The organism is Paenibacillus sp. FSL L8-0494, assembly GCF_038003695.1.
GTDB classification, from domain to species: Bacteria; Bacillota; Bacilli; order Paenibacillales; family Paenibacillaceae; genus Paenibacillus_AQ; species Paenibacillus_AQ odorifer.
The window spans coordinates 712831-727807 of sequence record NZ_JBBOPQ010000001.1 but is presented as its reverse complement, the minus strand read 5'-3'; the positions used below and the strand labels follow the sequence as shown (position 1 = coordinate 727807).

Annotated in this window: 13 protein-coding genes; 3 read left to right on the top strand and 10 right to left on the bottom strand. The window is 45.4% G+C overall.

The annotated features are described in order from the left end of the window. Nucleotides 1–16: 16 nt before the first annotated feature. Both lepB and NYE35_RS03340 read right to left on the bottom strand, forming a co-directional pair. Nucleotides 17–625 carry a signal peptidase I gene (gene lepB, locus NYE35_RS03345; RefSeq protein WP_341120139.1) on the bottom strand — a complete coding sequence of 203 codons (609 nt, stop codon included), beginning with the start codon at nucleotides 623–625 and terminating at the stop codon, nucleotides 17–19. Between the two features lie 191 nt (nucleotides 626–816). Further along, a complete protein-coding gene (locus NYE35_RS03340; protein WP_036676822.1) occupies nucleotides 817–1236 on the bottom strand; it encodes a GNAT family N-acetyltransferase in 420 nt (139 codons plus the stop codon). A 482-nt stretch (nucleotides 1237–1718) separates the two neighbouring features. Here NYE35_RS03340 and NYE35_RS03335 point away from each other — a divergent pair, with 482 nt between their 5' ends. After that, the gene (locus NYE35_RS03335; protein ID WP_036676820.1) at nucleotides 1719–2327 is read left to right on the top strand and encodes a superoxide dismutase; all 609 of its coding nucleotides are present in this window, start codon (nucleotides 1719–1721) and stop codon (nucleotides 2325–2327) included. A gap of 844 nt (nucleotides 2328–3171) precedes the next feature. Here NYE35_RS03335 and mutY read toward each other — a convergent pair. Continuing rightward, nucleotides 3172–4455, bottom strand: coding sequence for an A/G-specific adenine glycosylase (gene mutY / locus NYE35_RS03330; protein WP_341120137.1), 1284 nt, complete (start codon nucleotides 4453–4455; stop codon nucleotides 3172–3174). Between the two features lie 38 nt (nucleotides 4456–4493). Further along, entirely contained in the window at nucleotides 4494–4892 is a 399-nt protein-coding gene (gene acpS / locus NYE35_RS03325; RefSeq protein ID WP_076316501.1) for a holo-ACP synthase, read from the bottom strand. Between the two features lie 200 nt (nucleotides 4893–5092). On the opposite strand from acpS, the gene NYE35_RS03320 reads away from it, so the two are divergent. After that, nucleotides 5093–5920, top strand: coding sequence for an alpha/beta hydrolase (locus NYE35_RS03320; protein WP_036676817.1), 828 nt, complete (start codon nucleotides 5093–5095; stop codon nucleotides 5918–5920). Nucleotides 5921–6014: 94 nt separating this feature from the next. Here the strand turns inward: NYE35_RS03320 and nadE are convergent, their stop codons facing one another. The 3 genes from nadE to NYE35_RS03305 form a co-directional block, all read right to left on the bottom strand. After that, nucleotides 6015–6824, bottom strand: a complete 810-nt coding sequence (nadE, locus tag NYE35_RS03315; RefSeq protein WP_036676815.1) for an ammonia-dependent NAD(+) synthetase — start codon at nucleotides 6822–6824, stop codon at nucleotides 6015–6017. A 168-nt stretch (nucleotides 6825–6992) separates the two neighbouring features. Beyond that, nucleotides 6993–7427 (bottom strand): BrxA/BrxB family bacilliredoxin, encoded by a 435-nt coding sequence (locus tag NYE35_RS03310; RefSeq protein ID WP_036676813.1) that lies wholly within the window; start codon nucleotides 7425–7427, stop codon nucleotides 6993–6995. 120 nt (nucleotides 7428–7547) lie between these two features. Next, nucleotides 7548–9164 carry a two-component system sensor histidine kinase NtrB gene (locus NYE35_RS03305; RefSeq protein WP_341120133.1) on the bottom strand — a complete coding sequence of 539 codons (1617 nt, stop codon included), beginning with the start codon at nucleotides 9162–9164 and terminating at the stop codon, nucleotides 7548–7550. Nucleotides 9165–9444: 280 nt separating this feature from the next. Here NYE35_RS03305 and NYE35_RS03300 point away from each other — a divergent pair, with 280 nt between their 5' ends. Beyond that, nucleotides 9445–10713 (top strand): BaiN/RdsA family NAD(P)/FAD-dependent oxidoreductase, encoded by a 1269-nt coding sequence (locus NYE35_RS03300; protein WP_076146821.1) that lies wholly within the window; start codon nucleotides 9445–9447, stop codon nucleotides 10711–10713. A gap of 445 nt (nucleotides 10714–11158) precedes the next feature. Here NYE35_RS03300 and NYE35_RS03295 read toward each other — a convergent pair whose 3' ends face one another. The 3 genes from NYE35_RS03295 to NYE35_RS03285 form a co-directional block, all read right to left on the bottom strand. Further along, nucleotides 11159–12436 carry an ABC transporter permease gene (locus tag NYE35_RS03295; protein ID WP_143766907.1) on the bottom strand — a complete coding sequence of 426 codons (1278 nt, stop codon included), beginning with the start codon at nucleotides 12434–12436 and terminating at the stop codon, nucleotides 11159–11161. After that, nucleotides 12415–13155 carry an ABC transporter ATP-binding protein gene (locus NYE35_RS03290; protein ID WP_036676805.1) on the bottom strand — a complete coding sequence of 247 codons (741 nt, stop codon included), beginning with the start codon at nucleotides 13153–13155 and terminating at the stop codon, nucleotides 12415–12417. The genes NYE35_RS03295 and NYE35_RS03290 overlap by 22 nt, the downstream gene beginning before the upstream one ends. A gap of 159 nt (nucleotides 13156–13314) precedes the next feature. Next, the gene (locus NYE35_RS03285) at nucleotides 13315–14658 is read right to left on the bottom strand and encodes an MFS transporter (protein WP_076101388.1); all 1344 of its coding nucleotides are present in this window, start codon (nucleotides 14656–14658) and stop codon (nucleotides 13315–13317) included. Nucleotides 14659–14977: the final 319 nt, after the last annotated feature.

Here is a 14977-nt window from a genome sequence, read left to right as displayed (position 1 = left end):
ATCTTCGCTGACTTTCTTATAATCTATTCAGTTTTGACAGAGGCCACCATATATAATCAGCCCTGCCGACAATCATATCCTGTGAAATAGAGCCGAAGTAACGGCTGTCCTTGCTGGCTGAAGCATGACGGTTATCGCCCATTACAAAATAATTGCCACTTTCCACGGTTAACGCTGCAAAATCCGGATCTTCAATCTCAGTATCAATATAGGGCTCATTCACTATTTTTCCATTTACGTATAACTGATGATTCCGTACCTCTATGATATCTCCAGGTATGCCAATCACCCGCTTCACTAAATACTCCTTATGACTAGGTCCGGTACTTGGATCATGAAGAATGACAACATCACCATGTTTTGGATTTACGAACAGCAATGAAATTTTATTAATGAAGAGCCTTTCTCCTTCCCAGAGCGTTGGCTGCATAGACTGACCTTTAACCGTTGATATATTGAACACAAAAACATTAAGAACAGACATCACAGCAAAAACAATCACAGCTGTAAGCAGCCAATCCTTCATTTCCGAGACCAAACGACTGCCCAGGGTAGTCTTGGATCTGGATGATCTATGTCTTTGTTTCCTATTTCTCGTGTAATCTACTTGGGGCTCCTGATTCAATATGTCACCTCTTATTCTCAATAATTGAAAATTATACTTGCAGATATTATAACAATAAAAAAGCATATCTCCCAGCCATTAGCAATGGACTTCTGGGAAATACGCTCGAGTATGAATGAAACAGACTATATCGTCAGCTATAGTTCTTTTTTCTAGAAAATGTTTCCGCTTTCGCAGCTGAGTGATCAAAATTACCCAACAATGCTCAGCTTCCGGACAGATTTGAAGATTTGATTCTCGCTATATCCCATAGCTTCATACAATGGCAAAGCAAAAGAATTATGCTCATCGACGGCTACATAGATACCACTGACTTTACGAGCTTGAAACCTGGATTCCATAGCCGATACCAGACTTCTGCCGACTCCTCTGCGGCGATAATCAGGATGTACAGCAATCCGGAAATAACAACCGTGGTTTTTCTCAATCGTACCAATCAGTGCTCCAACAATTTCTTCTTCATCTTCCGCAACTACAATGAGATCTGAATCCCATGAAAGCTGCCTGGAGAAAGGCTCGATAGTGTTCTCGAAACACTCTTCCGATAATGCGGTTTGCAGCAAATCAGTCACAGGGCTAACGTCGCTTAATTGAAAGGAACGAACGTGCATTCTTTAAAATCTCCCTTGTCTATGGCTTATGAATTTAACAAAAAGAAGGGGTTCCCTTAACATAGAGAAAATAAAAAAAAGCATCAAATACCGAGGAATACCTGCTTTTAAATCTATTAAAGCACACTTTTCTCGTGATATCATCATTTTTCTTTTGAAAGCGCTTAATATCAAGCGTTTACATTTTGAGCTGGGTTCATTTCTTCATTAAAAGGGTATTAATAAGGATATATGTCTATAGGTTGGGGACTATTTATTTTAACATTCTAAATACAATTGTAAAACCCATTCCCTCTCCAATTATACTTTATAAACATTTATGTTTGTTTAGTGTTGCATTATTGGTCTAGATACGGTTTAATTAAAGTATCCTATCGGGCGAAACCCTATAGTACATATTTACAATAAAGGATTTTGACGTTAGTTCGCCAGAATTCTTTATCAATAACAAAATTCTAATATAACTCAGGAGGGATTTTTCCATGGCATTTCAATTACCGGCACTTCCTTATCCGAACAACGCACTCGAACCACACATCGACGCATTGACGATGGAAATTCACCATGACAGACACCATAACACATATGTAACTAATCTGAATGCAGCTTTGGAAAAAGCACCTGAATTGCAAAGCAAAAGCATTGAAGAGCTTCTTACAGATCTGAACGCTGTACCTGAAGCTATCCGTACTGCTGTTCGCAACAATGGTGGCGGACACGCTAACCACACCCTGTTCTGGGAAGTTATCGGACCAAACGGCGGCGGCGCACCAACTGGTGCATTGGCTGAAGCTATCGATAAAGAACTGGGCGGATTCGAAAAATTCAAAGAAGATTTCGCAGCAGCAGCAACTACTCGTTTCGGCAGCGGCTGGGCTTGGCTAGTTGTTAAAGATGGCAAACTGGCAGTAACAAGCACACCTAACCAAGACAACCCAATCAGCGAAGGCGCTACTCCAATCCTCGGACTTGATGTCTGGGAGCACGCTTACTACCTGAACTACCAAAACAAACGCCCTGATTACATCAAAGCGTTCTGGAACGTAGTAAACTGGGAAGAAGTTGGCAAACGTTACGAAAGCGCAAAATAAGAAATTACATTTGGCTTAAGCCATTGAACTAAAAAAGAAGGTATCTCAGAGCCGAATTGGCTATGGGATACCTTCTTTGTTTAGGTTGGAGATATAGAGAGATACAGATAGAGATACAGATAGAGATAGAGATAGAGATAGAGACAGAGACAGAGATTGATTGATTGATTGTTTGATATCCTCCCAGACACCGCATTTCACGCCGCTTGCGTCGCTTTAATGGATACACTGGATCGGAATAAATCGCAATAAATCGCAATAAATCTATACTCGGCTTACGAAAATCTGCTTTTGGAGTCGCTGAGCAATAGATTAGGGAATAACTCCCTGAAAATCTGCGATAGGCTCCATAAACACATGTAATTAGGGAAATACTCCCTAAAAATCATCCGTTATGGGCATAAAACCGATATTCGCCAAATTATTAGGGAGGTTTTCCCTAAAGTGATCAATTACAAGCCAAATCGACCTTTTTTTAGGGAAGAATTCCCTAATTAAATTTCACTCACTCTCGTAGCCATAGGAACACCAGAAGAATTTAGTTGGAACAAGACTGAACTAGTCTGAGCCAAATAAACAAATATTTGCTACGAAGAGACTGAAGCATACGACCATACTTAGGTGCATACGACCCTACTTAGGTGCATACGACCATACTTAGGTGCATACAACCATACTTAAGAGCATACAACCGTACTTAGGTGCATACAACCATACTTAGGTGCATACGACCATGCTTAGGTGCATAAGACCATGCTTAGGTGCATACGACCATGCTTAGGTGCATACATCAAACTCAGGTTTTGTACATTTAGTAGTTTAGCAACAGAACATGGCGAATCTTCTACTTCTCTAGCTTCGACCGCTCTTCCTGCTCATCAAAATAAAGGTTCAGTAGCTTCAGAAAAACGTTAGGAAACGCATAGTTAGCCATGTCTTCGCGGCTGATCCAGCGCACTGCTCCGCCGTCCTCTGGACTAGCGTTCCCGTCCTCAAATCTCTCGATAGGCATGCTGCTGTCGATCCCTGAGAACAAGTCCGCATCCGCGTTGTACACCGCCCGTCCTTCTGCCGCTATCGGCAGCGGAAGGGCGTCCTCTACGCTGCAGCGGTACACCTGCAGCGTCCACACGATATGGCTGAAGATATGCTCAGCAGCCATCCAGTGCTTTTCAGGCCGGGCAGAGATCCCGGCCTCCCGCAGTGACCGGCGCAGCCGGTCCAGCGCCGCTGCTTCCGGCAGCCGCGCGCCTTTGGCGCCGCCTTCCACAGGCGGCGCCGGCCAGTGCGGCAGCTCCCACATGCGGGCTAACAGCCCGCTTTGTGGCCGCTGCCGGATGAGCACTTGGCCCGCGTGGGCACCGCGGCCCTCGATTAAGGCCGCCAGCCGCTCCTCAGGGCGCGGCGGCTTGGCCTTGGTCTTGACGGGCAGCGAGGTCTCGCAGCCCGCCAGGCGCGCGGCGCAATGCTCCATCACCGGGCAGGTTAAACAGCGCGGTGACTTAGGAGTGCATACGAGCGCCCCGAGCTCCATCAGGGCCTGATTAAAGGATGCCGCTTCCCCCTCCGGGATCAGTTCAGCTGCCAGGTGCTCCATTTTTACGCGGGTGGGTCCCTTGGCGATATCATCCTCTATCAGGAAGTATCGGGACAACACCCGCATCACATTGCCGTCGACCGCTGGCTCCGGCCGATTGAACGCAATGCTAAGGATAGCCCCTGCCGTATAAGGTCCCACTCCCTTTAAACTGAACACAGCCTCGCGATCATTCGGCACCTGCCCGCCATACAGCTCTTTGACCTGTTTGGCCGCATGCTGTATATTGCGAGCACGAGAATAATAACCCAAGCCTTCCCAGCACTTAAGCACGTCCTCTTCTGGTGCATCGGCGAGCGACTCCACGGTAGGAAACCTTTCGATAAACCGATTGAAATACGGGATTACCGTATCCACCCTTGTCTGCTGCAGCATTATTTCAGAAATCCAAATATAATAAGGATTGCGGTGCCGACGCCAAGGCAAATCCCGTTTCTGCCCTTGATACCACTCCAGCAAATGATAGCTGAAATATTGCTTAGCCTCCCGCAGCTCCTGTTCGTCTTGAACTTGTAGATCTTGTTGTGTCATTATAACGCTCCTTGCCTTTCTATAATCATGGTTCAAATTTATGAACCTAGCCCTTCCACGACGGCAAAAGCCGAAGCCAAATCACGGCCATGTGTTATCGTAAGATGAATGGTGTACTTCTGTCTATCTGGAAGATTTAGTCTGCTCCAGGCTTCGCACGATAAAGTCACCTCTGGCTTTCCTTTTGCATCAGGCAATATCTCAATATCCTGAAACCCAACTACATTGCCGATGCCACAGCCTAAAGCCTTCACAACTGCTTCCTTGGCAGCAAAACGCCCGGCTACGAACTCAGCCAACCTCCCGCTTCGCTCTTCAGCAAGTTGATATTCTTGCTCTGTTAAGACCCGCTGGTTAAATTTCTTACCCAGTCCTCTATTTATTACCTCTGAGATTCGTTCAATTTCTAACACATCATGTCCGATTCCGTAAATCAACACTTCACGCTCCTTATGGACGTGTATCCCATTTTGCTTCAATAATGGTATGATCAATCATATGAAGTATTATTAAAAGTAATAGTCCTGCAAGATTCTTTCTGCTATCTTAAAAGAAAATGCGCTCTAAGTCTATCCAGCGACTTCACGATAAACTTGCTGATTTACTTCATTTTTATATATGGAGAGGGGATTACCCTATGAATCATCGTAATTTTGAAATACCTGCCGGTGACGGAGCTGTTCTCCGCTGCTCGCACTTCCCTGCCCAAGGCAAAGCCAAGAGTGTTATTGTTATTGCCCATGGCTACAAAGGTTTTAAAGATTGGGGAATGTTTCCTTACATAGCCACAACTCTCAGCCAGGAGCATGAAGTGATCACTTTTAACTTCTCTCATGCTGGCATCGGAGAAGATCTGCTGCATTTCACTGAGCTTGAGAAGTTCGCCCGCAACACCTATCGCCGCAGCTTAAAGGACATGGAAATCCTGTTATCTTATCTTAGCCAACACCCGAAATTCGGCAGCCTGCCCTTATTCCTTCTCGGCCACAGTCTCGGAGGGGGAATTTGTTTGGTCTACACGCTTGATCATCCCAATGAGATCAGCGGAGTAATCTCCTGGAACGGGGTTACGAAACTTGATTTGCTGACGGAAGAACAAAAGCAGCAGATGAAGGAAACAGGAAGAACCTATGTCCTTAATGGACGTACTGGCCAACAAATGCCGCTGGATGCTGTAATTTTAGAAGATATGGAGAACAACAAAGAACGCTATAACATCCTTGAACGCATACAGAAAGCGTCCTTCCCAGTTGTTCTTATTCAAGGCAGTCAAGATGGAGTACATCTCCGCCAAGGGTCTGAGCATCTCATCAAACTTCGGCCAGATATTAGCTGGGTGCAGGTTCCTGAGGGTAATCATACGTTCAACACTGTGCATCCTTTTGCTGGCACGACTCCGCAATTAGAGCTCGCGATTGCTGCGACAACTAATTTTATCGATCAGACACTTACGCTTACAGAATAATTATTCTTCTTAGTCTATCCAGCTATCCAACTCACAAAAACCGCCACGAGCTCTGCTGCTACGCAGACCCGTGGCGATTTCTAGTTCAACTATTCTAAATCCCCGGAATAACATTACGCTTATGTGCCGTTCTCCGGTAATAATTCTCAAGCTTCTCAGCTACCTCAGGATTAACCTGTTTACCTTCCAGATAGTCGCTGTTATCGTCATAAGTAATGCCCAGCTCGGTTTCATCCGTCTGCCCCGGCCATAAGCCCGCCGTAGGTGCTTTTGTGACAATATCCGCAGGCACACCAATATGTGCAGCCAGCTGACGTACCTGACGTTTATTAAGTGTGGATAGTGGTGTAATATCTACAGCGCCATCGCCCCACTTCGTGTAGAAGCCGGTAATTGCTTCAGAAGCATGATCCGTTCCTACTACAATCAGATTATTCTCAAAAGCGAGTGCATATTGCATAACCATACGTGTTCTGGCTTTAACATTTCCTTTGCCTTGATGCGTCATATGGCGGTGTTGGCCTATTGATTTCAGACCATGCTCAACTTCAAGGGCAATTTCATTTACAGCTTCCTCAATGTTGGTCTCCACAGTATGAGTCAGATTAAAAGCTTTGGCAACATCATAGCTGTGCTCGATATCTTCCTGAACCCCATAAGGCTGGAATACTCCAAGCGTCATATACTCTGTGCCTTTTTCTGCCGACAGCTCGTCCGTAGCCTGTTTACAAAGACCCGCGGCTACCGCACTGTCCACTCCACCACTAATGGCGATCAATAATCCTTTAGCCCCTGCGTTCAGCACGTACGACTTTAAGAAATCAACCCGTTTGCGTGCCTCAACCTCTACATCAATCGTTGGCTTCACGCCAAGATCCGCAATAATTTCCTTCTGTAAACTCACCAAACACACCTCGTTCCATCAGAAATGGTTCCATATCCATCAAAATATCCACCCAAACGAAGCTCATGCTTCTAAGCATATTCTATCCCATTATTGCTCTTATATTTTGAAAAATCCCGCATGCAGCCGATTTGCCGGCTGATGCGAGATTATATGGAATAACTGTTTTTACTGGCACAAACGATTGAAGACTTCTTTCAATTCAGCAGCAATTTCAGCAGCCGAACGATCTTCTACGCCATGACGTTCAATAAAGTGAACGAGTTCTCCATCCTTCATCAGTGCGATGGAAGGTGAGGATGGCGGATAAGGAGCAAAATATTCACGTGCTTTAGCAGTAGCTTCTTTCTCTTGACCTGCAAACACTGTGAACAAGTGATCCGGAGTGATTTCATTTTGCAAAGCCTGAGCTACACCTGGACGACATTGTCCAGCAGCACAACCACAGACCGAATTTACGACTACAAGCGATGTTCCTTTTGCGGTTGGAAGAGTAGCTTCCACCTCTTCTGGAGTCATAAGCTCCTGAAACCCGATACTTGTCAGGTCATCACGCATAGGCTGAATTGAATCTCTCATATATTGATTAAAAGACATGGACATTTCTCTGCACTCTCCTTCACTTTTCAACTGTTTGTCAGATAATATTACAGCAGTACTTACTAACTTTATTATACATTCATACTCTGTGAAAGCAAGAGATGCTGTAGAGGGTGATTCAATCTAAGAGCGAACCCCGCTGGGTTCCTCCTTATCCAATGGGAAGGAGATCGTAAATACCGTCCCCTCTCCTTCTACAGACTCTACATTTATTTTACCGTTATGCCGCTCCACAATACTTAGGCACAAGGATAAGCCTAGACCTGTTCCCTGGATTTTCGTCGTAAAAAAGGGAAGAAACAGCTTCTCACGTTGACTTTCTGACATACCAACGCCGCTATCGGTGACAATCAACTCCACTTTATCATGAGTACTGCGTGTCTCCAGCGTCAGCACCCCCTTGGGTCCCATAGCCTCCATACCATTACGTCCTAAATTGAGAATAAGCTGCTTGATTTCCCGGACATTTAGTTCCAATTCATGCAGTGATGGGCTCAGCTTCAGTTCAACACTTTGACCGCGAAGATTAGCATCAGCCCACAGCAATGGACTAACTTCTTCTATAATATGGTGCAGCAGCACCTTCTCTTTATCAGAAACCCGGCTCTGTGCCAAGGATAAAAAATCATTAATAATACTATTAGCGCGGTCCAGCTCTTCCATCACAATCTGATAATAAGAATCCAATTCTTGAGCACTCTTTTCTCTCATCAGCTGCAAAAAACCCCGAACTACCGCCATAGGATTACGAATCTCATGGGTAATTCCAGCAGCCATCTGCCCGACCAAGCTCAAACGTTCCACATGATCGAGCTCTACACGTAGTTTTTCCTCATTGGTCATATCCTGCACAATTATTACAGCACCACTTGTTACCCCTGAGCTCTTATGCATTAACGGCGCTGAATAAATCTGATAGATGCGCGACTCATGAATCATTTTTTCACTGGAACGCCGTTTAGAGCGGATATTATCACTTACCCGCATATATGCCTGTGTATCCACTGAGCTGTGAAAAAACTTTTTTACCGGTTCGTCAATAATATCCTCTTTTCGCAAATTGGGATAATGAGCCCGCATCATTCCTAACATGCAATCGTTAAGGTCAGTTACAACTCCGTGTTCATCCAGAGACATAATACTCAGAGGGACTACATTGGTAATCTGCTGCAGCTTCTCGGACTCCCACTGGAAACTTTCACTGATATTCTCCATCTGTACTTTATCCTGCAATCTACTTCTAACCATCTCAACATAATATACAAAAATACCACCTAAGGCGATGGTGAAAAACAGATATACCGTAATCAGAAATGCTTGCACGGAATTAGATTCATATATATTTTCCCCGCCTATAATAGGGACTAACGCAATAAATAGCATGCTTGGACAAAGAATCATCCATAACATACCGATCTTCTCAACTACTGTACCTTTCTTAAAAGGTTTGGCCAGTCCAAACAGTAGCGGATATAATAAAATCCCTGAATTCAATATCACATTACTGATTCCTGTAGGCTCCGCGATGATTACATTGCAGATAAGCAAAAAAATGGACAGCAAAATGCCCGAACGGGTAGTTCCATATAAAATACCAATATACGCAGGGATTAATCCTAAATTTAAATAGGCTACACCAAACAAAGTTGTCGAAAGAAGAGAGCACAGGATAAGACTAAACGTACACGCCAAAATCAAAAAGGTCTGATCATTTGGAAGCTTCCCCTTTTTCCGTGTCACAAATCTACGGTCCACCCACCATTGAAAAAGAAAAAGAAAGGAGCATGCTGCCGATATTTGCAATAAGATATCCTTAACCGCACCAATAATTACAATCACACCCCAAAATGGACAAATTACCCTACATGCTTAGATTAAAGCACAGGATTACTCTCCTGACAACGATAATCACCTAATGATTGGACAAGACTGGTTACATGTGAATCAGAATGGTATGATTCCGTTAGGAATACCCGCGGAATAGGCTTCCGTGTCTTAACATGTAAAGGAGTTAAATTTCATGAGCAATTACGATGTGATCGTCATTGGGGGCGGCCCTTCGGGTCTAATGGCAAGCGTGGCCGCTGCAGAACACGGGGCATCCGTTCTGCTAATCGACAAGGGAGCAAAACTAGGCCGAAAGCTCGGAATATCTGGTGGCGGACGCTGCAATGTTACCAACGTCAAGGAAAGAGACGAGCTAATCGCCCATATTCCAGGAAACGGGCGTTTTTTGTATAGTGCCTTCGACCATTTTAATAATCAGGATATCATCGCCTTTTTTGAAGGTTTAGGCATTGCATTAAAAGAAGAAGATAACGGGCGGATGTTTCCCGTTTCCGATAAGGCCTCTAGTGTCGTCTCTGCCTTAATTAGCAAAGTACGGAGTCTAGGCGTACAGATTATGACCGACAGTCCCGTCTCAAGAATAATCTATAACGAAGGGGCTGTTAAGGGAGTCCAACTGAGCTCGGGCAAGACGATCGCCTGCACTGCTGTTATCATCGCTACCGGAGGCAAGTCCGTACCACAGACCGGCTCCACGGGAGATGGTTACCCTTGGGCAGAAGCCGCAGGGCACACGATCACCGAGCTGTTCCCGACAGAGGTGCCGATTCTTTCACGGGAAGAATGGATTAAGTCCGGCGAGCTGCAAGGTCTGTCGCTACGTGATGTAGCCCTCACTGTGTGGAATCCGAAAGGAAAGAAGGTCATCTCTCATCGAGGGGATATGATATTCACCCATTTTGGATTATCAGGACCCATTGCACTGCGGTGCAGCCAATTTCTGAGACAAGTCCAACGTAAATCCGGCACAGATACGGTGGAGATGTCCATCGATCTCTTCCCTGATCTGAACGCACAGGAAGTAGAATCTATGTTGCAGGATAAGCTGGATCAGGAACCAAAGAAAGCGATCCGCAATTCGCTGAAAGGGCTGTTGCCAGAGCGTCTCATCCCCCTCTTGCTGACTAAAGCTGACTTAGATGGGGACACAACCGGTCATCACGTCTCCAAGAATGGATTGCTTCTATTGGCTGGGATTTTGAAACGCATGCCGGTTTATGTGCATGGCACCCGGTCCCTATCCGAGGCCTTTGTTACCGGCGGTGGGGTAAATCTGAAGGAGATCGATCCCAAAAGAATGGAATCGAAGCTTATGCCGGGGTTATTCTTCTGCGGCGAGGTACTCGATATCCATGGCTATACAGGAGGCTACAATATAACAGCGGCCTTCTCAACAGGATATACAGCAGGCAAACACGCCGCTGACATTCGACTGGGATAATCTCTAGTGCAACGTGAATATCCTCCAAGCAGCTTACTGCTTTGAAAATGGCGGACCGTGCGATTCTCTCATTAATTAGAGAATCGCTCCTCTGTTTTGGGTTCGTTAGCTATGTGGAGCGTCTGCCTAATCAGCTACTGCGGCTTCGGACCCAGATGACGTTATTTACGTATTTTTCACCTTATTGGCAGGGTTTCGGACTCCAACGACGCTATTCCTTATAATGAGGCTCATATATGGTGTTTTTCATGGCAATAGCAACTATGGAGTCCGTTAGCATCCCAAAAGTGGAAAAATAGTATGTTTAGGAGCAGCTGTGTCCGATAGGCTAGCTAGGTACCTCATACGTACGTGCGTGCAATAGATCGAATCAAGACAAAAAAAGAAGAGTGCCCCAGCAGCCTTTTTACGGCTTATGGGGCACTCTTCCGTTCTATTTATATCTTTATTTCGCTAAGCGAAATGTTCCAAATATTCTAGAGCTAAACAGTGCAACGATATAACCTAGCGGGATGAACAGGATAATCCCAAACCATCCATATAAGGAAATACAGATCAGCGCAGAACAAATGATTGAAAAAGGAAACAGTAAGATAGGGACCGCACGCAGCCCCGCTTCGGCTTTTTGTTCTTTCGTAAACGGCAGAATTCCGATGTAATCATCTCCCACGAATAACGACCAGAACGACAACAGCCAATTGGTCATGAGGGAAACTAAAACTATAAAGCCCAGCCATTTGAACCCTGATGGAATGATAAATATCGCTAGAAGGGACACAGCAGTAAACGATAAGTAGAGCTTTAAATGGGCCGGATTCCGTACAAGTGCCTTAATCGCTGCCGCAGAGAAACGGCTCTCGGCAGTTTTTGATTTTAGCAAAGGCTGTGATTTCCGGAAAATCCACGGCTTATGGCGGGTCGGACGTGGCTTATCCAGTACGCCGCGGAGCAATAGGGCCGCTATTTTCATCCGCTGCTTATAATCTTCACGCACATCGTTCATGAATGTCCCACGCATCACTATACGCCGCTGAAGAGCGATTACCGCTACGACTGCAAAGAGTGCTGCAATCAGCAGCATAAAAACTGGACGGTTGTTCCAAAACGCAGCTGCACGGAAATAAATCCCACAGGGAACGGAGATGGCCAGAATCAGCCACAGCCAGCGCCGCCAGCCTTGCTTTTGTACTTTTACAATATGCCCAAGTAATTTAACGCACCAGCTACATGCCAGAGTCAGAGCGAACAGCGCCCATACCTCGGATGACAGCATTCCATATCCCCGAACCAGGAAAGGTAATAACAGCACAAAAGCTACACAGAACTTCAACGATGTTACGATCAGGCTGTACAGCAACCCGCGAAACATGATCGTATTTATCCATCGCTGCCGTTGTCTTAGAAATAATAGATCGCCTTCCTGCAATAATAGCACCAGTCCACCTCTACAGAGCAGGAGCACTAATAATGAAGGAATCAACATAAACGGCAAATCTGCACTCCAAGCTGGCAGTGCCTCATTCCAGAACCCGTAATATAACCGTCCTCCCAGAAATCCTCCGGGAATCAGTATATATAACAGCACAGTCCAATCGGCTGCCGTACGAATAATAGCAGATTGCTCACGCCAATGAGAAAATAATCGCCGCCAGAATAGCTTTTTGGAGGTAGGAAAAGCAAACCCTCGCTGCTTCTGCTTACTCATGTCAGTTCGTCGAAGCAATCAAACAACGACGCCTCCGGCAGCCCAGCATAATCACGTATATCTTCAAGCGTTCCTGCAGCGGCAACCCTGCCACCCGAGATCAGCACAAAATCATCGCAAATTTTCTCAGCAGTATCCAATACATGCGTAGACATTAATACACCAGCTCCGCGCTGCCGCTCCGCTTCCAGCAGTCGCAGGAAATCTTTAGTGGCCCGAGGATCCAAGCCGATAAAAGGCTCGTCCACAATATAAACATCCGGCTGTACCAAAAAGCCCAGCATCAGCATCATTTTCTGTTTCATACCCTTAGAGAAGCCAGCTGGAAGATCATCACGGACATGATTCATACCGAACTGCTTCAGTAATCTCTCCGCCGTTTCTTGAAACTGCTCATATTTTAGTCCATAAGCAGCAGCAGCCAAATCTAAGTGCTCCCATAAGGTCAGATCCTCATAAAACACCGGCTGCTCCGGTACATAAGCATAGGACTTATTAACTCCATTAAAGGAGACCTTAGCTTTGGTATTCTTAAGCAAACCGAGCAATGTTTTGATTGTAGTACTTTTTCCCGCACCATTTGGTCCGATCAGTCCGAGCAGCTGTCCACGCCGCACCTGAAATGAAATATCGAATATGCATGGGGCACCTGCTTCATAGCCTGCTTCATCGATCTCAACATCGAGTACAATCTCTTCGTCGCTCTCGGTATCCCCTGTTATTTCTACATTCTCCATATTCGCCAACTCCTAAATATTTCTTATAAATATTATTATCGAAATTCCAATCCAGAAAGATAGCTTCTCTAATCGTACTATATATACTTTCTCCAAGGAAGCATACTGATTTTTTCACAGCTAAGAGAACTACTCTTATATTTAAAAAGAAACCTCCCATTAAAGAGAGGTCTGTCCGAGAAGCTCTAGGTTATTTGTTGCTGAAATTCCTTCCTCACGTTTAATTGCCGCTTCATCTCTCCGCTCGATTTTACCACGCAGCATTAACAGCAACACTCCAAGCAGGGCTGTAAGCGTACCAGAGAGAATGAACGCCGGGACAGGTCCTGACGCTGTAACTAAAGCCCCACCGGCTACAGGTCCCAAGATAACAGCCGCACTTGTTAGACTGCCTATAGTTCCAAATACACGGCCCGTGTATTCCGCAGGGGTCCGCTGTTGCAGCATAGAATTGAAGGGAATAAACGCAAGGCCTGCTCCCACACCAGCAAACATAAAAGAACCAAACAAAGCGATGTTCATCCAGAGTCCAGCCTGACCGTGGGCAGTTACAATTCCTGCACTTGAGAAAACAACCCCCATAATTACAGCTCCCAATCCCATGAAGACGAGCGTATGTTTACCACTGCCTATACGGCTTACAAGCAGGGCTGACAGTAAGGTGCCAAGACCACTGGCTGCCACACACCAACCCAGCAGATCTCCGTTCACACCCGGAATTTCCCGGAATAACGTTACAATCTGCGAATCACCAATTTGCAGCATTAACAGCACTAGCACCAGCATAGCAATCCCGCAAAGTACTACAGGCATTCCCACGATCACCTGCAGACCCGCCGACATTTCTTGGCGAAAAGACTTCCGAGCACCATTCTCCCCTGTGCTATCCTCTGCTGCATCTTTCTTCAGTGAAGCCGTACGCGGCAGTCCTATTAAGATGACCGCCGATAAAATGAAGGTAGCCGAGTCAATCACATAACAAGCAGCAATACCAAATGCGGCAACCAGCAGTCCACCGAGAGCAGGACCTACAATTTTAGTTATTTGTTCAATAGATGAGCTAAGCGCCATGGCTTTATCCATCTGGGCCGCAGGGACAAGCTCCTTGAGCTTTCCGCTTTTGGCTGGTGAAAAGAGTACATCCATGATCCCTTTAGCTACCAACAGGACATATACCTGCCAGAGAGAACCTGCAAATACCAAACAAACAACGATTCCGGCACGAGCTAGATCGGAACCAATCATCAGCGCCTTGCGGTTAAAACGATCACTTAAATAACCTGCAAACGGCCCTCCCAAGAGCAACGGCACAGCCATACATAAAGATATAGCCGTAATTTCCCACGGTGTAGCATTCCATTTAAAACCTACCATTGTCAGTAGCGCTAGTATATGCAACCAGTCTCCCACATTCGATACAAGCTGTGCGGCAATAAGCAGCATAAAGGGCTTATTCGCCGTCAGCTTTCCTTCTTTTGAATCATGAGCCAGCTGTTCCTCCATCTTACTTCACTCCCCGTTACTATTTCTCGATGAAGTAATAGTAAAATATTGGAGAACATCAATCATCCGTCTGGAGGCGTAAATAGCGCTTGAACCTAAGGCTGAAATTCTTATCCTTTCAAAGACTGAAATCAAAAAAACCTTCGTTTTTACCGTATTTAAAAAATTGTTTGATTTTTAATAATTAAAAGTGTGCTCATTGTGACAAATCACATGTTCTTCATTCGCTCTTTCACGTATTCTAAGGTTATCTCAAGGTTCGTTGCACAGGTAACCCGTGCACTAATGACTATTGATTGCAAACTGTGCGATGAGTTCA